Source organism: Collinsella sp. CLA-AP-H1 (assembly GCF_040092945.1).
GTDB lineage: Bacteria > Actinomycetota > Coriobacteriia > Coriobacteriales > Coriobacteriaceae > Collinsella.
The window spans coordinates 1-18,217 of record NZ_JBBNKO010000021.1 but is presented as its reverse complement, the minus strand read 5'-3'; the positions used below and the strand labels follow the sequence as shown (position 1 = coordinate 18,217).

Genomic DNA, 18,217 nt, shown 5'->3' with positions numbered 1-18,217 from the left:
AGACCCATCGTCTGCGGAGCCGTGGGGCCTTTTTGTATGTATCTGCCGAATCGTTTTTTTGCGGAAGGGATCCCATGAACAGTGCAAGCGCCAAGCGCATCGACATCATCTCGGACACCCACGGCTATTTATCGCCTGCGCTCCTGGATGAGCTTGAAGGCGCAGACCTGATCATCCACGCCGGCGACCTCACGTCAGAGATGGACTACGAGCACCTATGCACCATCGCCCCCGTGCGGGCCGTACTGGGCAACAACGATTACTACCGCGACTACGGCCCCGATGTAGACCGTCTTGCGCTCTTTACCTACGAAGGCCTCAAATTCGCCGTAGCCCACTACCGCGAAGACCTTCCGGTAGGATCCGTAGACGTAGCCATCAACGGCCACACCCACGTAACCAAAGAAGCCCAAGTGGGCCGTTGCTTAGTCCTCAACCCGGGCAGCGCCAGCTACCCCAGAGGCACCCGAGGCCCCACCATGGCCAGAATGCTCGTCAAAGACGGCAAGATCCTAAGCACCAAGTTTATTGACCTAGACTAACCGCAACAAAAACGGGGGATGCAGATGCGTCCCCCGTTTCCATTTGAGCCAAAGGCGGAAGTTCAACAAGATCCATCAGACCAACCCCGTCGAGGAGCATGCGGGCTAGCCGCGCAGCGGCGCACGCCCGCAAAACTGATTGAACAATGTGACAGCAGGGAGGGTCTCCGGGGCTGAGGGCGGGGGTTAAGTTTGTCGCGAGTTCCGCACGCAAAGGAAAGCACTTAATGTGCTTTCCGTCTTGCGCAGGACTGTAGAGCAGCAAACTTAACCCCCGCCCTCAGCCCCGGAGACCCTCCCGGAGGGACCCAAAAAATTTTTTCAAAAAAGTTGTTGCGCGCCAGACAGACTTCTGTGTATACTAATCCCCGCAGCGCACGCGAGCGGAAACAAACGCGAACGTCTGCCTGGGGAGTTAGCTCAGTTTGGTTAGAGCGCCGGCCTGTCACGTCGGAGGTCGCGGGTTCGAGCCCCGTACTTCCCGCCAACGCAATTAAAGCCACGTCTTCGGACGTGGCTTTTTGCGTTTGATGCACTTTGTTTCGATAGAACGATCGCCCTGGTGCATCTTCGCCCAGAATCCTCGCGCCTTCGGGAACGCAAGTAAAATCCAATAAGTATATCTGTCTGAACAACAGCTTTGTTGCGCAACACCTGTTCAACGAGACAGGGGGTTAGGTTATACTAAATTGCACTGTGCGCCGCATCTGATGCATTTCGCTCCAAGCGCGGCACTCAGTGGATATCCGATTTACCATTTGGATGTCCTGGCGGTCATTTAGCGTCTCGACACAAGCTCGGCCCCGGAGCTCGTTCGAGCTGTTCGTATTCCTTGAAAGGGGAAAAATGGACATATCGAGGAAGACTGATTACGCCCTTCGTATGCTGGCGATGCTTGCCGAGGATCCGGAGTGCTTACTTTCTGTTCGCACCGCTGCCGAAGAGGTCAATGTTCCGTATTCGTTTGCCCGCTCGATTCAGCACGGTTTGGTCCAGGCCGGTATTGTGGAGAGCCTGCGTGGCGTCCACGGTGGCATGCGTCTCAAGGTCAGTCCGGACGACGTCACTATCCGCCAGGTCGTCGAGGCCGTTCAGGGTCCTATGGTTATGAACGATTGCACCGCGCCCGATGGTGACTGTGCGCGCATGGGCGCGTGCTGCTATCATCCCCTGTGGGCCGGAGCCCAGGCGTTGATGCGCGACTACCTCGATTCCGTTTCGCTCGGCGACATCGTCGCTCACCGCCAGCTCCCAGCCGTCGATCCCAAGTTCGCCGACCGCGAAGCGTTTCCCGAGTACGCCACCTGCGAGTGCGCTTACCGGGAGGAATAACGCCGCATAAGGAGCATAGCCATGATTCAGGACCCCTTTCGTTCGATGATTCGTTCGGAAGGGGTCCTGCGTTATCGTGACCTTCCGTGGCGCCGCACACGCGATCCGTACATCATTTGGCTTTCTGAGGTCATGCTGCAGCAAACGCAGGTGCCGCGTGTGGAGGCGCGCATGCCGGTGTGGCTCGATCGTTTTCCGACTGTGCAGGCGCTTGCCCAGGCCGTGCCTTCCGATGTTTTGGACGCTTGGCAGGGCATGGGCTACAACCGACGCGCTCTGGCGCTTCATGGGGCCGCTCAGCGCGTTGTAGAGGACTGGGACGGGGAGTTTCCGCGTGAGACGCGTGACTTGGTCGCTCTGCCTGGTATTGGCCCGGCAACGGCGCAGGGTATCCGGTCGTTTGCGTTTGATCTTCCGGGCGTGTATCTGGAGACCAATGTGCGCACAGTCTTTCTGCATCACTTCTTTCCCGATGTACCGGCTGTTCCCGATCGCGAGTTGGTGCCGCTGATCCAAGCCGCCTGTCCGGCGGCTCCCGGTGCGTCGGCGGACGAGATTGCTCCCTTTGCCGTGCCGCTCGATGATGCCGACACGCCGCGCGCGTGGTATTACGCGTTGCTAGATTACGGCGCATATCTAAAAAAGACGTTGCCCAATCCGTCCAGGCGCTCGGCGGGCTATAGCCGTCAATCAAAGTTTGAGGGCTCGCGTCGCCAAAAGCGCGCGCATATCGTGCGTATGTTGCTGGCAGCGCGCGATGGCCAGCCGGCGGGGATTACGCTTGCTGATGCCGTGGCGGGCGTTAACGAGATGGAAGCGGCGGCTGGGCGTGGGCCGGTCGAGCGCGACTTGATCGCGGGCATTCTAGCCGACCTGGAGCGTGAGGGCTTTTGCCGAGCTGAGGGCGATCGCTGGCTGAGCATCTAGCCTGTGCAAATCTGAAGAACAGGATTGTAAGGTTTAGATTTTCGGCATGAGGGCATCCTAAAGACGAGGCCGCTCGAAGCCTACGGGCGGCATGCGTTGAAGGGAAGTACACCTATGGATTTTGAGAATTCTCAAACCAAGAAGAACCTCGAGACCGCTTTTGCCGGTGAGTCCCAGGCACACACCAAGTATCGCTACTATGCATCCAAGGCCAAAAAGGACGGCTACGTTCAGATCTCGAATATTTTTGCCGAGACGGCGGGCAACGAGTCCGAGCACGCCAAGCTGTGGTTTAAGTATCTGCACGACGGCGCCGTTCCGGGCACTCTGGACAACCTGCGCGACGCCGCTGCGGGCGAGAACTACGAGTGGACCACGATGTACGACGAGTTCGCCAAGACCGCCGAGGAGGAGGGCTTTGCCGAGATCGCCGAGAAGTTCCGTGGCGTCGGTGCCGTGGAGAAGGCTCACGAGGAGCGCTACAACAAGCTCGTCGAGCGCATTGAATCGGGCGAGGTGTTTGAGCGTGAGGGCGTGAAGGTGTGGAAGTGCCTGAACTGCGGGCACCTGCACGTTGGTGCCGAGGCGCCTGAGGTGTGCCCGGTGTGTAACCACCCGAAGGCGTACTTTGAGGAGCAGGTGGTGAACTACTAGCGCTTGGCGTTGGCATGAGCTGGGCCGGGAGGGCGGGATTACCTTCCCTCCCCGCTCACGGCTCCGCAGGGTCGCGTTGAGGGAAGGTAATCCCGCCCTCCCGGCCCGCTTTGGGTCGTCGCGTGCTCGCTACAGAAAAGCTGATTAGAAGTTTGTGTGCCGCCCCTTTTGGGCGGCACGTTTTGTATAGGGATTGGGTTGCGACCATTTGGTTGACGGGGCTTGCTCCGGGTTGGGGCGGCGCCGTTGTTTAGGGGGTACACTGGGTAGCGACTTTTAGTTTATCTACTACCTGATGGGGTGTTTTTTATGGGTAAGAAGTCTCGGGCTCGGGTTGCTGCGGCGGGAACTCGCAAGGATCCTGGTCGTCGGGTTGCCGAGGGTAAAAAGGCCGATCGTGCTGAGAAGGACAAGAAGGTCGGCGCGCATGCTCATCCTGAGTGGGCGCCTCATTTGAATTCGGCTAGTGAGGATTTGACTGCCAAGTTGTTTACTCTGGTCGAGGTAATTTTGGGCGTGGTGCCCCTTGTGGTTATCGGTTTGTTCTTGGCTTCGAAGGACGCCACGAGCGTCGATAAACTCACCGAGGTCTTTTCGCAGGATCCCTCGATGGTAGTTACGTTTATCTCTGCGTGCCTGCAGCCGTTTGTGGCGTACATGCTGTACATGATTTATCGCAAATACTGCGAGGGCGATGCGGGCTTTGCCGCCGGCAACCTGATCGGTCTTTTGTGCTCCGAGATCCTACTGCTCAATATCCCGGGCGTCATCGGTATGGGCATCTTGCTGTGGCGTGTTTGGCGCAACGTCGCCCCGCACTTTGAGAGCTGGTTGTTTGAGCGTCGCTTTGCGGGCGTGGTGGCCGATATTGCGGGCTCGCTCGTGATTCTAGCCTTGGCGTTTATGTGCGCCACCGCTGCCCGAGGTCTCGCGGGCATGTAAAGTTGCCTTCACCGACTGCGGAGCACAGGGCGGGGAAACACCTTTCCCTCTCGCTCACGGCTGCGCAGGTCGCGCGAGGCAAAGGTGTTTCCCCACCCTGTGCTCCGGCTTCGGGTCGTCGCGTGCTCGCTACTGAAAAACTGATAAGAAGTTAGCGTGCCGCCCCTTTTGGGGCGGCACGTTTTTGTATGGGTCCCGGTCTCCACAATTTTCGTCAAGCTTTTGGTTAGATTTTGGTCAGTTGGTGTAAGGGTGGAAGGCCAAAAGATTGCTGGCGAAAAAAGCTCAGAGAAAGTGCTGGTAGGGGAGTTGTTGAGGTTTTCGACAGCTTTTGAGCAAAAGAAACTTTGTGGCTATTGCCGGCGATTGCGTTGTCGCGGTCATGGCGGTGCGGGATGCTGGTCGTAAGCGTCGAATGCTTCGATTTTGGAGGCCAGCATGGATCTGTTTCTTGAGACTCCGCAGCAACAAGCCGAGCGCATGTTGCGTCAGCAGCAACGACTCATGGAGATACAAATGCAAGGGGCGGCAGTCCAGCCCTTTGCGCAAAATGTCGTGCCCGCTGCTGTACCTGCAGCTGTGCCCGGGTGCGAATCGGCACCAGAGGCCTATTCCGTACAGCAAGATTCATATGCGCAGGAGCTCGCGTTCGACAAGCGTCGTGCGCGTCGTCGCCGCGTGGGCCAGCGCCTGCGCACCTTGGCGATGATCGTGCTCATCCCGTTAGGGCTTGTGGCCATCTTTCTGGCGTCGTATGCCCTCACGTGCATCCTCAACGGCGCATCGCCCAACGAGGTACTCCAACATCTAGCGGCTCTCGGCCAGCGCCTAGGCGATGTCGTAACAACCATTCGCGCCGGCTGGGAGAGTTAGCGTTTTAGCGTCCGCGGTTCTAGGAGAAATTTGTCTGCAAGGCAGTGAGTGATCCGTGTGTGTGGCGGGGTAAGATTGATCGCGGTTTTGATTGGTGCTCGATTGGGTTTGTTGGGCGGAGTTTATGTCTGCTATTGATATTGTGCTTGTTGTGATCGCTTTGGTGGCGGTGGGGGTTGCTGCGGCTTGCGCCTTCCAACTCAAGAGCCTGCGTGCCGAGTTGCGGGAGCGTGGCGACAGTAGCGCGGAAACGCTGGCAGCACTCGAGCAGGCCAACAACGCACTCGATGCCCTGAACGTCGCGCTGGCCGAAACTCGCCGCACGGCCAATGCCATCGCGCAGCAGCAGACGACAGATGCGGCCGTGGAGCAGCAACGTTACCTGGCCATCGCACGCGAGTTCTCGCAAGCTGGTGACCGGATGGATGACCTGCGCCGCGAGACGGCCCAACAGCTCGGCGCCAATCGCGAGGGCATCGAACAACGCCTGGACAAGGTGCGCGAGACGGTTGATGCTCAGCTGGGCGCCATCCGCAAAGACAACAACGTGCAGCTCGATCAGATGCGCGCGACGGTGGACGAGAAGCTCTCTCGCACGCTCAACGACCGACTGTCGGCATCGTTTAAGCAGGTGAGCGACCAGCTCGAGGCCGTGTACAAGGGCCTGGGCGATATGCAATCTATCGCCACCGGCGTTGGCGACCTTAAGCGCGTGCTGGGCAATGTAAAGGCGCGCGGCATTTTGGGCGAGGTGCAGCTGGGTGCGATCCTGGCGGACATCCTTACGCCCGACCAGTATCTGGAAAACGTCACCACCAAGCCCGGCGCCTCGGAGCGCGTTGAGTTTGCCGTCAAGCTGCCGGTAGACGAGGGCGATCCCGTGCTGCTGCCGATCGACTCCAAATTCCCGGGCGACGCGTACGAGCACCTGCTCGACGCGCAGGAGTCGGGTGACGCGGAGGCCGTCGCCGCAGCGCGCAAGACGCTCGATGCGATGGTAAAGCGTGAGGCAAAGGACATCTGCGAAAAGTACCTGAGCGTGCCCGCGACCACCAACTTTGGCATTCTGTTCGTTCCGTTTGAGGGCCTGTACGCCGAGGTCGTCAGCCGCCCCGGGCTTATCGAGACCCTGGGCCGCGACTATCACGTCAACGTTGCCGGCCCCAGCACCATGGCGGCCATCCTCAACAGTTTGCAGATGAGCTACCAGACGTTTAAGTTGCAAAAACGCACCGACGACGTGCTGCGCGTGCTCTCCGCCGTCAAGGCCGAGCTGCCGCGCTATCAGGCGGCGCTACGCCGCGCCCAGCAGCAGATCGAGACCGCGGGCAAAACGGTCGAGGGCATCATCACCACGCGCACCAACGTCATGGAGCGCAGGCTCAAGGATATCGACGCCCTGGAAGATTCCGGGGAGGCCGACGAGATTTTGGGGCTCACATCCGCGGAGCTGCTCGCAGGCCAAAAAGACGAGGGCTAGCTGCATCTGACGGCGGGGCGCCTGTACGAGCACGGCGCGGGCGCTTTTCGCATCGCACTTGTCTGAAGCGTGCTCCAATGTGCAACAATGGCGTTTCGCCCTATCAGACGCGAAAGGAAGCCCATGTCTCAGAGAAGCACCAGCCCGCTCAGCCGCTCCACCGTGCGCCGCACGCTGCAGCGGTTTTGGGACGTCACGCGCACGCAGCCGCTGATTGTCTTTCTCTCGGTGTTCTCGTCGGCGGGCTACATCTTTTTGCTGACGTTTGCCAATACCTATGTGATGGCCCTCATTGTCGACCGCGTTCAATCCGGTCCCGTGGCGGGTGACCAGGTGTTTGAGGTCTTCGGCCCCTATATCCTGGCGCTCGTACTCGTTAACCTGGTGGGTCAGATCCTCTCCAAGCTACAGGACTACACCGTCTACAAGCTCGAGATTGCAGGCAACTATCACCTGGCGCGTCTATGCTTCGACACGCTCTCCAACCAATCCATGACATTCCATACCAGCCGCTTTGGCGGATCGCTTGTGAGCCAGACGAGCCGTTTTATGAGCGGCTACACGGGGCTGGTGGACGTGACGGTGTATTCACTCATTCCCACTATCACCTCGGTTGTCTGCACGGTGGCGGCGCTCGCCCCGGTGGTGCCGACGTTTACCGTGATCTTGGTGGGCATCATGGTCGTCTACATCGCGTTTGTCTGGCTTATGTACAAGCGCATCATGCCGCTTTCGGCCGCGACGTCCGCCGCGCAGAACAAGCTCTCGGGCGTGCTCTCCGACGCGGTCACGAACATCTTGGCCGTCAAGACCTGCGGGCGCGAGGACTTTGAACGCGATCTGTTCGACGCCGCCGATCGTGCCGCGCGCGACGCCGAGACGGTCTCGATGCACGCCATGATGCAGCGCAACTTTACGACCTCGGGCCTCATCGTCATCACCATGGCCGTGGTGAGTTTGTTCGTGGCGGGCGGCAACGCGTGGTTTGGCATCTCGGCCGGCTCGCTCGTCATGATCTTTACCTACACCTATAACCTCACCATGCGCCTGAACTACGTAAGCTCCATGATGCAGCGCATCAACCGCGCGCTCGGAGATGCGGCTGAGATGACGCGCGTGCTGGAAGAGCCATGTTTGGTGGCAGACGACCCGGACGCCCCTGAGCTCAAAGTGACCGAGGGCGCGATTGATTTTGAGCACCTGAGCTTTGCGTACCGTGACGCTGCGGCGGGTGAGAGCGTGTTCGATGACCTGACACTTCATGTGGCGGCTGGCCAGCGCGTGGGCCTGGTGGGCAAATCGGGCTCGGGTAAGACGACGCTCACCAAGTTGCTGCTGCGCCTGGACGATGTTCAGGGCGGCCGCGTGCTCGTGGACGGTCAGGATGTCTCGCGCTGCACGCAGCAGAGCCTGCGCCGCCAGGTTGCCTACGTGCCGCAGGAGGCGCTGCTGTTCCACCGCTCCATTCGCGAAAACATTGCCTACGGTCGTCCCGACGCCACTGATGAGCAGATTCGCGAGGCTGCGCGCCTGGCCAATGCCCTGGAGTTTATCGATCGCTTGCCCCGTGGCTTTGACACTATGGTGGGCGAGCGCGGCGTTAAGCTTTCGGGCGGCCAGCGCCAGCGCGTGGCCATCGCCCGCGCTATCCTGACCGACGCGCCGATTCTGGTGCTCGACGAGGCGACGTCTGCTCTCGACAGCGAGTCCGAGGCGCTGGTGCAGGAGGCGCTCGAAAACCTGATGCATGGACGTACCTCCATTGTGGTGGCACACCGCCTGTCCACCGTGGCGGCGCTCGACCGCATTGTGGTGCTGGCCGATGGCGAGATCGTCGAGGACGGCACGCATGCGCAGCTCGTCGAGGCGGGTGGCGAGTACGCGAGCCTGTGGAGCCGTCAGACCGGCGCATTTTTGGAGGCGTAAAGACCTCATACGTGGGACAATTGTGCCCATAAGTTTATTGTGCCGTTGAGCCGAGGAGTCGTTATGCCACGCGAGACCAATGCCGCCAAGCGCGAGCGCGCCGTTGAGGTGTGCGAGCGTCTCAACCGTCGCTATGGCCCGGTCGAGTGCTTTTTGGACCACGAGAATCCCTTCCGCCTGCTGATCGCGGTGCTGCTCTCGGCGCAAACGACCGATGCGCAGGTCAACAAGGTGACGCCGCGGCTGTTTGCCCAGTGGCCCACGCCCGAGGCCATGGCCGGGGCGAGTGTGGCTGACGTGGCAGACACCATCAAGTCACTCGGCTTCTACAAGAGCAAAGCCAAGCATGCCGTCGAGGCCGCGCAGATGATCGTCGCCGACTATGGCGGCGAGGTGCCGGCCGACATGAAGGAACTCGTGAAGCTGCCGGGCGTGGGGCGCAAGACGGCGAACATCGTGCTCAACGTGGGGTATGGCATCGTGGAAGGCATTGCGGTGGACACGCACGTCAACCGCATTGCGCACCGCCTGATGCTGAGTCCCAAGACGCATGCCAAGGAGCCGCTCAAGACCGAGCAGGATCTGCTCAAGATTTTGCCGCACGAGTATTGGGAGTCGGTCAACCATCAGTGGATCACCTTCGGTCGCGAGATCTGCGACGCCCGCAAACCCAAGTGTGACGAGTGTCCGCTGGCAGATTTGTGCCCCAGCGTGCGCGTAGCGGGATAGGGCGGAACGCATCTTCGTCTGGCGTTTTTTGCGGGGCTGGGTTTGCCCTTGAGCCGGAGTCCTCTCCATGCGCTACCATGACAGACAATGTATTTGACGTACGACCCGCCGAGCTTGCCCCGGCGGGCTTTTGGCGTTGCGATGCCGGAGGAACAGCATGCTCATTCACCGTATAGCCGCGCAGCTCTACACTGCCGAGGCCTTGCAGACCGTCGAGGCCGGGCTCGATGCTGGCGAGGACGTGACGCTGGCCGTGTCTCAGTCGGGCCGAACGCTTATGGCCGCCGCCCAGTTTGCGCGTCGTCCGCGCCCCACGGTCTACATCGTGAGTGGCGAGGATGCGGCCGATCGCGCCGCACGCAGTCTGGCCGCCTATGTGGGCCTGGCGCACGTGTGCCGCTTTCCTGAGCGCAAGGACTGCCCTTGGCGCGAGCAGGCGCCCGACGACGCCGTGGTGGCCCAGCGCTGCGAGGCGCTCGGGCGCATCGTGCGCGGGGACAACTGCATCATGGTCGCCTCGGCTCGTGCGCTGCTGCGCTGCGTGCCGCCGGTCGAGAGCCACTACTGGGAGTCCACTACTTTTGCGGTGGGCGAGGAGATTCCCTTTGACGAGGTGCCGCAGCGTCTGGTGGGCATGGGCTACACCAATGCCGGCGCCGCTGACGCGCCCGGCCTGTTCCGTGTGCACGGCGACACCGTCGAGGTGTTTCCCGCGCAGGAAAAAGCACCCGTGCGCATCGAGTTCTTCGGCGACGAAATCGATCGCATCCGCCGCATGGTGAGCTCAACGGGGCAGACCATCGGCAACGAGGACAGCATCGAGATCTTCCCGTGCCGTGAGCTCGCACTCACCGACGAAGCCGTCCACAGCATGCATGTGGCGCTCTATCGCGCCAGCCAGGACGACAGCAAGTTGGCGGCGCTGCTCGAGATGGTGGATGCGCGTATCGTCACGCCCGAGCTCGACCGCTTTTTGCCGGTGATGTACGGCCAGACCGTAAGCCCGTTGGCGCACGTGAGCGGCAAGGCACTTGTGGTTCTGTCCGAGCCGCGCTCGCTGTTCGACGACTGCCTGCGCGCCTACGAGGATATTGAGGCCCGTGCCGGCGAGGCAGGGATTGACCGCCTGGATGGTCTGTACGTGCGCGCCCAACAGCTCGATTTTGGTGCCCAGCAGCGCCTGAACTATGTGAGCCTCATCCGTGCCGGCGGTGCGGTGACGGCCGAGCTCAAGATTGAGCAGCCGGCCATCGCAGGCTCGGACAACCGTTTTATGACGCGCATCCAGGAGGTCGTGGGCAAGCGCTACGCCTGCGTGTTTGCCATCCCCGACCGCGGTGCGCGCGAGTCGATGGAGCTCACCTTTGGCGACGAGGGCATTACCTTTGAGGAATCGCTGACCGCGGCGCCCGAAAATGTCGGCGCTATCGGCGACCGCGTTCGCGTGGCAGCGGCGGATTCCGCCGACCGTGCCGCACGCCAGGAGGCCCATGCTTCCATTCGCGAGCGTAAGGCCGACGCGCTCAACGCCCGCTCGCTCGAGGCGGGCGCCGCGCAGGCTGCCGCCGGCGCTGCCGTGCCCACCATCTCGCGCGGGCGCGTGACCTTTGTGGACGCTGCCCTGCCGCAGGGCGTGGTGGTGCCCGACGCCAACCTGGCCGTGTTCTCGATCGCCGACCTCAACGCCCGCATGGACGCCAACCGCGCGCGCAGCCGCCGCAAGGTGGACATTACGCAGATCACGTTCCCGTTTAAGCCGGGCGATTACGTGGTGCACGCTACCCACGGCATCGCGCTCTTTAGCGAGATCGCGCGCCAGGAAGTGGGCGGCAAGGAACGCGACTACTTTTTGCTGGAATATGCCGATGGCGACAAGCTCTACGTGCCGCTCGAGCAGGTCGACCGCATCACGCGCTACGTTGGCCCCGACGGCGACAAGCCGCGCCTGACCAGGCTCAACACAGCCGACTGGACGCGCGCTACCAACAAGGCGCGCAAGAACGCCAAAAAGCTGGCGTTTGACCTGGTCGACCTGTATACGCGCCGCTCGTCGATTACCGGTATCGCCTGCCCGCCCGACACGCCCGAGCAGATCGAGATGGAGGAGAGCTTCCCTTACGACGAGACGCGCGACCAGCTGGAGGCCATCGCCGACATTAAGGCCGACATGGAGGCGCCCAAGCCCATGGACCGCCTGCTGTGCGGCGACGTGGGCTTCGGCAAGACCGAGGTTGCCCTGCGCGCGGCGTTTAAGTGCGTGGACTCCGGCCGCCAGGTCATGGTGCTCTGCCCCACGACCATTCTTGCCCAGCAGCACTACGAGACCTTCTTTGAGCGCTTTGCCCCGTTTGGCCTCGAGGTCGAAGTGCTCAGCCGCTTCCGCACCCCGGCGCAGCAGAAGCGCGCGCTCAAGGCGTTTGCCGAGGGCACGATTGATGTGCTCATCGGCACGCACCGCTTGCTTTCTGCCGACGTGAACCCCAAGAACCTGGGCATGGTGATCATCGACGAAGAGCAGCGCTTTGGTGTGCAGCACAAGGAGCAGCTCAAAAACCTGCGCGAGCAAATCGACGTGCTCACGCTCTCGGCAACGCCTATTCCGCGAACCATGCAGATGGCCACGAGCGGCGTGCGCGACATGAGCCTGATCACCACACCGCCGACCGGGCGTCGTCCCGTGATCGTGCACGTGGGGGAGTACGACCCCGACGTGGTGAGTGCGGCGATTCGCCTGGAGGTGGGCCGCGGCGGTCAGGTGTATTACGTGTCCAACCGCGTCAAGACCATCGACGACGCCGTGGCGCGCGTGCACGAGGCCGCGCCCGAGGCGCGCGTGGGCGTGGCGCACGGCAAGATGAGCCCGCGCGAGGTCGAGGACGTGATGATCGAGTTCGCGACCAAGAAGATCGACGTGCTCATCGCCACGACCATCGTGGAGAGCGGCATCGACAACGCGACTGCCAACACGCTCATCATCGAGGACTCGCAGCGCCTGGGTCTGGCACAGCTCTACCAGCTCAAGGGCCGTGTGGGCCGTTCTGCCACGCAGGCCTACGCGTACTTTATGTTCCCGGGCGAGCTGTCGCTCACCGAGGAGGCGACGGCGCGCCTGACCGCACTTTCCGAGTTCCAGGACCTGGGCAGCGGCATGCGCATCGCCATGCGCGACCTGGAGATTCGCGGCGCCGGCTCGCTTATGGGAGCCGAGCAGCACGGCAACCTGTCGAGCGTGGGCTTTGACCTGTTTACGCAGATGCTGGGCCAAGCCGTGGCCGAGGCGCGCGGCGATGACGACGCCGGCGTGGAGGCGGCGAGCGTGGGTATTAACCTGCCGGCCGACTACTTCTTGTCCGAGGAGTACCTGCCGGCGGTGGATCAGCGCGTGCTCGTGTACCGCAAGCTCGCAGCGGCCGAGGACTTGGAGAGCATCGATGAGGTGCAGGAGGAGACCGAAGCCGCGCATGGCGAGCTGCCGTTGGCGGGACTCAACCTGTTCAATCGCGCGCGCATCCGCATTCGCGGCGAGCGTCTGGGGCTCGAGAGCGTCACGCTCAGTGGCGGCCGCATCACGTTTTTGGGCGTCGACGTGCCCAAGAAGGTGGCCTTTGAGCTTAAGAACCGGTACGGCGCGGTGAACTTCCCTAAGAGCCGCAAGCTGTCGGTGCCCTACAAGGCGGGCGCCGGCGCGGGCAGCGGCCTGGGTCGCGGCCTCGACGCCAACGACGGCACCGGCCCCGTGGCCGCGGCACTCATGCTGCTGCAACAGCTGGGTGCGAGCGACGACGACTAACGGGTCGACGCTGCAAACGCCCCATTTGGGCAATCTGACCCTCACTCGTCGGTCGCGTACGCAAGTACGCTTCCCTCCTCCTTCGGGCCACCTTGCCACAAATGGAACGTTTTCGCTTACTTATGCTCAACCTGTAAGGGTATTTACGGGACAAAGCCATCTTCGTCTCACCCACATTGCAGGTTGACCGCCCTTCGCCCGACCGAAAGGAAAGCATGTTCGGATACATCTATAAGAAAGATGTCGCCATTATCGCGGTTGTCCTGTGCCTTTGTCTGGGCGTGGGCAGTTTCTTCGATTACCAGATCTCGAGCGCGCTGTTCAACGTCGGCAGCATGTACGGCCGCTTTATCGAGGCCGCCGGCGAGCTGCCGTTCGAGCTGACGGCGAGCGTCGCGGGCGTTATGCTCGTACGCGCGATGCGTCCCGACTCCAGGGGGAGCAAATGGCTTGCCGTGCTCGGCATCCTCGTCAACGTTGGCCTGGCCGGCTACGAGATCGTTTCGTCCCTGCGGGTTAGCGGTAAACTCATTGCCGTTCAGCTGGTGCTGACGTTTGTGCTGGTCATCGCCGCCAACCTTATCATCTATCGCCTCACGCGCGCGACCGAGCCCGATGAGCTCAGGCGCTGGGCGTTGATGGTGCTTGCCGTGTGGGTCGCTCAGGCCATTATCCTCAACGTGATCGTCAAGCCGCTGTGGTCGCGTCCGCGCATGCGCGTGATCGAGGTCACGCCGGGGCTCAATTTTCAGCCGTGGTGGGTGATTGGCAACCCCGACAAGTGGAGCTATATCGCCGCCGGCGTAATCAAGGACGGCTTTAAGTCGTTCGCGAGCGGGCACACCGCGCATGCGGCGATCGGTCTTATGCTCGCCGGACTTCCCGCGGTGGCCTTTAAGGAAAAGCCCTCGCGCCGGCGGGTGGTCTTTTGGACGGCGGCTGTGGTCGCGGCGCTCGTCGCCTTTGGCCGTATCGTGATCGGGGCGCACTTTTTGAGTGACGTGAGCTGCGGCTTTGCCCTGGTGCTGGCGCTTGAGTGCCTTGCCGCGCACATTGCCTATCCGCACGGCGTACAATAGCCCCGTTTGAATCATCTGGCCGATACCCGGTAAGAGAGGATTGCCATGCTCGCGTTCAACAACGATTATTCCCACGGCGCACACCCGGCGGTGCTGCAGGCGCTCGTCGATACCAACATGGAGCCGCAGCCCGGCTACGGTACCGATGCGCATACCGAGTGCGCCAAGCAACTTATCCGCGAGGCCTGCCAGGCCCCCGATGCCGACGTGTTTTTTCTGGTGGGCGGCACGCAGGCCAACGCGACGGTGATCGACATGCTGCTTGCGCCCTACGAGGGCGTCGTTGCTGCCGAGACTGGCCACGTCGCCTGCCACGAGGCAGGCGCCATCGAGTTTGGCGGCCACAAGGTGCTCACCATCCCCGGCTACGAGGGCAAGATGCACGCCGAGGATCTGGAGGACTATATCCAGGTGTTCTACGAAAACGAGAGCTACGAGCATACGGTGTTCCCGGGCGCCGTGTACGTGAGCCTATCGACCGAGTACGGCACGCTGTACTCCAAGGCCGAGCTCGCGGCGATTCACGCGGTGTGCCAGAAGCGCGAGATTTCGCTGTTTGTGGACGGTGCTCGCCTGGCCTATGCGCTGGCGGCCGATGAGTGCGACATTACCCTGCCCGAGCTGGCGCAGCTGTGCGACGTGTTCTACATCGGCGGCACCAAGTGCGGCGCGCTCTGCGGCGAGGCTGTGGTGTTCTGCGGCATGCATGCCCCGGCGCATCCCATTCCGCGTATTAAGCAGCATGGCGCGCTGCTTGCCAAGGGCCGCCTGACGGGTGTGCAGTTCGAGGCTCTTTTTACCGATGGCCTGTATTTTGAGATTGGCCGTCAGGCGATTGAGACCGCTCAGGCGCTGCGTCGCGTGCTGCACGAGCGCGGCTACCAGTTCTTCTTGGAGACGCCGACCAACCAGCAGTTCGTGATTCTGCCCAACGAGGACATGGCCCGCATTCGCGAGCATGCGGCGATCGAGTACTGGGAAAAGTACGACGATACCCACACGGTGGTGCGTTTTTGCACTAGCTGGGCCACGACGCAGGAGGACATCGACGCGCTGGCGGCTGTCCTGTAGCCTGATGTAATGACAAGGGGCCGCCCTGCGCCTGAGCTTGGCGCAGGGCGGCCTTTGCTTTTGGGGGAGAAGGGTTGTATGACCGAGATGTCCGAGCCGACGATTCGCCTGGCGACGCCCGATGACGCGTCGGCGTTGCTTGCCATCTATGAGCCGTATGTGCGCCAGACGGCGATTACCTGCGAATATGAGGTGCCGAGCGTTGAGGAGTTCACCGGGCGCATCGAGCGTACGCTCAAGCGCTATCCGTATCTGGTGATGGAGCTGGACGGGCGTCCGGTAGGCTATGCCTATGTGAGCCCGCTTAACAGCCGCGAGGCATACGACTGGTCGGTCGAGACGTCGATCTACCTGGCGCGCGACGTGCGCCACGGCGGGCTGGGCCGCAAGCTGCACGATGCGCTCAAGCAATGCCTGATCGCGATGGGCATCACCAACATGTGCGCGCTCATTGCCGTGCCGCACGATAAGGACGATGAGTACCTGACGCACAACAGTCAGGATTTCCATGCTCATATGGGATATCGCCTGGTGGGCGCCTTCGATCGCTGCGCCCAAAAGTTCGGCCGCTGGTACGACATGTGCTGGATGGAGCTGGTCCTAGCCGAGCGCACACCCAACCAACCCAAACCAACCTGGTTCCCCGACCTCCCCAAACCTACCATTTAGGGACAGGTTTATTTTGGCAGGTTAGCCGATTGGCTCGGTGTATTTGGCGCGGTCGGTGCGTTGGATGCGCTTAGAGACATGGAGCGGTCGGCCGTCGGTGTCGTAGACGTAGTCGGTGATCAGGATCAGCGCCTGCCCGCGCTCGACGTTGAGCAAAAACGCCTCGTTTTGCGAGGCATAGCACACCTCAAAGGTCTTATGTCCCTGTGCTGGCGCGCGATGGAATTCTTGGCGCAGCGTCGCGTAGAGCGAACCGTTGATATCGCGGTCGATGAGCGACTCGAAGCTTGGCGGCAGGTAGGTGGTCTCCAGGCACAGCGGCGCATCGTCCAGATAACGCAGGCGGACAAGTTTGACGAGCTTGCTGCCCACGGCGGCATCAAAGAACTTAGCTATGCTGCCGCCCGCCTTGGTAAAGCCCGAGTCCACGGTGCGCGTGGTGGGCTTCATGCCCTGGCCTTCGACCTGCTTGGTATAGCTCGAAAACACCAGGTTGTTTTCGTGGAGCGCGGGCGTGTCGGCCACAAAGGCGCCGCGCCCGCGCTCGGTGCGCACCAGGCCCTCATCAACGAGTACCTTAAGGGCGTGGCGCACGGTGCTGCGCGACAGCCCCGATTCGTCCATGAGTTCCATCTCGGACGGCAGCTTGTCTCCGCGTGCGTAGATACCGGCGGCGATGCGGTCGCGAAGCGTACCCGCCAAGCGCTCGTATTGGCTCAGTTTCTTTTTAGATGAAGCGTTCATGCGATCAGCCTATATCTAACTTGTATGCTTATCTAAGCAAGCATGTATTCAACACAACAATAAAACCGCTGGTATCGAGCTACCGAAAACCTTACCAGCAAAATTTCTAAGACAAATATAGCATACAACTAGTCGACATAACCAAAACATGTATGTAACTTGTATGCCATCGAGAGCATCAAACGAGAAGAAAGGCTGATGCACGATGACTACTCAGGAACAGGTTAAGGACGTCGTCTCCCAGGTTTTGGCTGACAAGGCAGACAAGGGCGGCATCAAGCGCGTCGTGTGGATTGGCGCCGGCGGATCCAACGGCGGCAACTATCCTGCCCAGTACTTTATGGAGCACGAGGCCACGCAGGTCGTGAGCTCCAGCTACACCAGCAACGAGTTCGTGCACGCCATGCCCGCCTATGTCAACGAGAACACCCTAGCCGTCGTCGTGTCCATGCGCGGCACCAAGGAGACCATCGTCGCCGCCCAGGTCGCCAAGGACCACGGCGCCAGCACCATCGCCATCTATGTTGACGAGTCCGGCCTCACCGAGGTCTGCGACTACAAGATCCAGTACGACAGCCTGGCCGTCGACGAGTCCTGCATGGGTCGCACCAACTCTGCCGTCGTGACCATGATCGCCATGGAGCTTACGCAGCAGACCGAGGGCTATGCCGAGTACGAGACCGCTATGGCCGCCTTCGACTTGGTCGACCCCATCTATCGCAAGGCCGTCGAGTATACCCGTCCGCTCGCTGCCAAGTGGGCCGAGCAGAACGCCGACAAGCCCTGCATCAACGTCATGGCCCAGGGCCCGCTCTTTGGTGCCGCCTACGTCTTTAGCATCTGCAACGTGCAGGAGATGCTGCAGATCGACTCCTGCACCATCAACACCTGCGACTTCTTCCACGGCCCCTTCGAGATCCTGGACAAGCGCACCTCGCTGTTCCAGCTCATCAGCGTCGGCCGCAGCCGCTGCAACGACGAGCGCGGCATCCGCTTCGTCAACCAGTACGGTGGCGAGCGCGTCTATCAGCTCGACGCCAAGGAGCTCGGCCTCAACGACATCAAGGACAGCGTGAGCGAGTACTTCAACCACCTGATCTTTGCCCCGATCCTCAACAACGTGTATATGCGCGCGCTCTCCGCCGTCACCCACAAGGACTACATGACGCGCCGCTACATGTGGAAGCTGGATTATTAGTTACGGCGTTTTACCAAACGCCGTAACGGCTCGACGCTGCGCGGGCCGCATTTGGGCAATCTGACGTTCAACTTCAAGGGCGCGACCAGAAGGTCAGCGCCCTTTCGTTTCACGTCACCTTGCCTCAAATGCGGCCCGCTCGCTCATATGACCCAATCCGCTGTCAAGAGCCACAATGGCCCCGCCGACCGCTTGCAATCGGTCGGCGGGGCCTGCCGTTGAACCCGTCCCGGTCCGCCCCCGGCATGTCGTCGACGCCTT

At 61.5% G+C, this 18,217-nt stretch carries 15 protein-coding genes and 1 tRNA gene; 15 read left to right on the top strand and 1 reads right to left on the bottom strand.

Annotation, left to right across the window (positions count from 1 at the left end; all coding sequences use genetic code 11):
* Positions 1-74 precede the first annotated feature (74 nt).
* The 14 genes from AAAV44_RS09320 to AAAV44_RS09255 all read left to right on the top strand — a co-directional run bounded on the left by AAAV44_RS09320 (position 75) and on the right by AAAV44_RS09255 (position 16,014).
* Positions 75-542 (top strand): YfcE family phosphodiesterase, encoded by a 468-nt coding sequence (locus AAAV44_RS09320; RefSeq protein WP_117584170.1) that lies wholly within the window; start codon positions 75-77, stop codon positions 540-542.
* A 409-nt stretch (positions 543-951) separates the two neighbouring features.
* Positions 952-1,029 (top strand) — tRNA-Asp (locus AAAV44_RS09315).
* A gap of 359 nt (positions 1,030-1,388) precedes the next feature.
* Positions 1,389-1,874 (top strand): Rrf2 family transcriptional regulator, encoded by a 486-nt coding sequence (locus AAAV44_RS09310; RefSeq protein WP_349115408.1) that lies wholly within the window; start codon positions 1,389-1,391, stop codon positions 1,872-1,874.
* A gap of 21 nt (positions 1,875-1,895) precedes the next feature.
* Positions 1,896-2,801 (top strand): adenine glycosylase, encoded by a 906-nt coding sequence (locus tag AAAV44_RS09305; protein WP_349115407.1) that lies wholly within the window; start codon positions 1,896-1,898, stop codon positions 2,799-2,801.
* A gap of 114 nt (positions 2,802-2,915) precedes the next feature.
* Positions 2,916-3,455: a rubrerythrin gene (rbr, locus tag AAAV44_RS09300; RefSeq protein ID WP_271737338.1), complete on the top strand. Its 540-nt coding sequence runs from the start codon at positions 2,916-2,918 to the stop codon at positions 3,453-3,455.
* Between the two features lie 309 nt (positions 3,456-3,764).
* Positions 3,765-4,397 (top strand): hypothetical protein, encoded by a 633-nt coding sequence (locus tag AAAV44_RS09295; protein WP_349115406.1) that lies wholly within the window; start codon positions 3,765-3,767, stop codon positions 4,395-4,397.
* Positions 4,398-4,835: 438 nt separating this feature from the next.
* Positions 4,836-5,270 (top strand): hypothetical protein, encoded by a 435-nt coding sequence (locus AAAV44_RS09290; protein WP_349115405.1) that lies wholly within the window; start codon positions 4,836-4,838, stop codon positions 5,268-5,270.
* A 124-nt stretch (positions 5,271-5,394) separates the two neighbouring features.
* Positions 5,395-6,750 (top strand): DNA recombination protein RmuC, encoded by a 1,356-nt coding sequence (gene rmuC / locus AAAV44_RS09285; protein ID WP_349115404.1) that lies wholly within the window; start codon positions 5,395-5,397, stop codon positions 6,748-6,750.
* 123 nt (positions 6,751-6,873) lie between these two features.
* Positions 6,874-8,676, top strand: a complete 1,803-nt coding sequence (locus AAAV44_RS09280) for an ABC transporter ATP-binding protein (RefSeq protein WP_349115403.1) — start codon at positions 6,874-6,876, stop codon at positions 8,674-8,676.
* Positions 8,677-8,739: 63 nt separating this feature from the next.
* Positions 8,740-9,405 carry an endonuclease III gene (gene nth, locus AAAV44_RS09275; protein ID WP_055310092.1) on the top strand — a complete coding sequence of 222 codons (666 nt, stop codon included), beginning with the start codon at positions 8,740-8,742 and terminating at the stop codon, positions 9,403-9,405.
* A gap of 157 nt (positions 9,406-9,562) precedes the next feature.
* Positions 9,563-13,195, top strand: a complete 3,633-nt coding sequence (gene mfd, locus AAAV44_RS09270; RefSeq protein WP_349115402.1) for a transcription-repair coupling factor — start codon at positions 9,563-9,565, stop codon at positions 13,193-13,195.
* 215 nt (positions 13,196-13,410) lie between these two features.
* Entirely contained in the window at positions 13,411-14,274 is an 864-nt protein-coding gene (locus tag AAAV44_RS09265) for a phosphatase PAP2 family protein (RefSeq protein WP_349115401.1), read from the top strand.
* A gap of 45 nt (positions 14,275-14,319) precedes the next feature.
* The gene (locus tag AAAV44_RS09260) at positions 14,320-15,345 is read left to right on the top strand and encodes an aminotransferase class V-fold PLP-dependent enzyme (protein WP_349115400.1); all 1,026 of its coding nucleotides are present in this window, start codon (positions 14,320-14,322) and stop codon (positions 15,343-15,345) included.
* 78 nt (positions 15,346-15,423) lie between these two features.
* A complete protein-coding gene (locus AAAV44_RS09255; protein ID WP_349115399.1) occupies positions 15,424-16,014 on the top strand; it encodes an N-acetyltransferase family protein in 591 nt (196 codons plus the stop codon).
* A 21-nt stretch (positions 16,015-16,035) separates the two neighbouring features.
* On the opposite strand, the gene AAAV44_RS09250 is transcribed toward AAAV44_RS09255, so the two are convergent.
* Entirely contained in the window at positions 16,036-16,758 is a 723-nt protein-coding gene (locus AAAV44_RS09250; protein WP_349115398.1) for a GntR family transcriptional regulator, read from the bottom strand.
* A gap of 205 nt (positions 16,759-16,963) precedes the next feature.
* On the opposite strand from AAAV44_RS09250, the gene AAAV44_RS09245 reads away from it, so the two are divergent.
* Positions 16,964-17,956: an SIS domain-containing protein gene (locus AAAV44_RS09245; protein ID WP_271758538.1), complete on the top strand. Its 993-nt coding sequence runs from the start codon at positions 16,964-16,966 to the stop codon at positions 17,954-17,956.
* Positions 17,957-18,217: the final 261 nt, after the last annotated feature.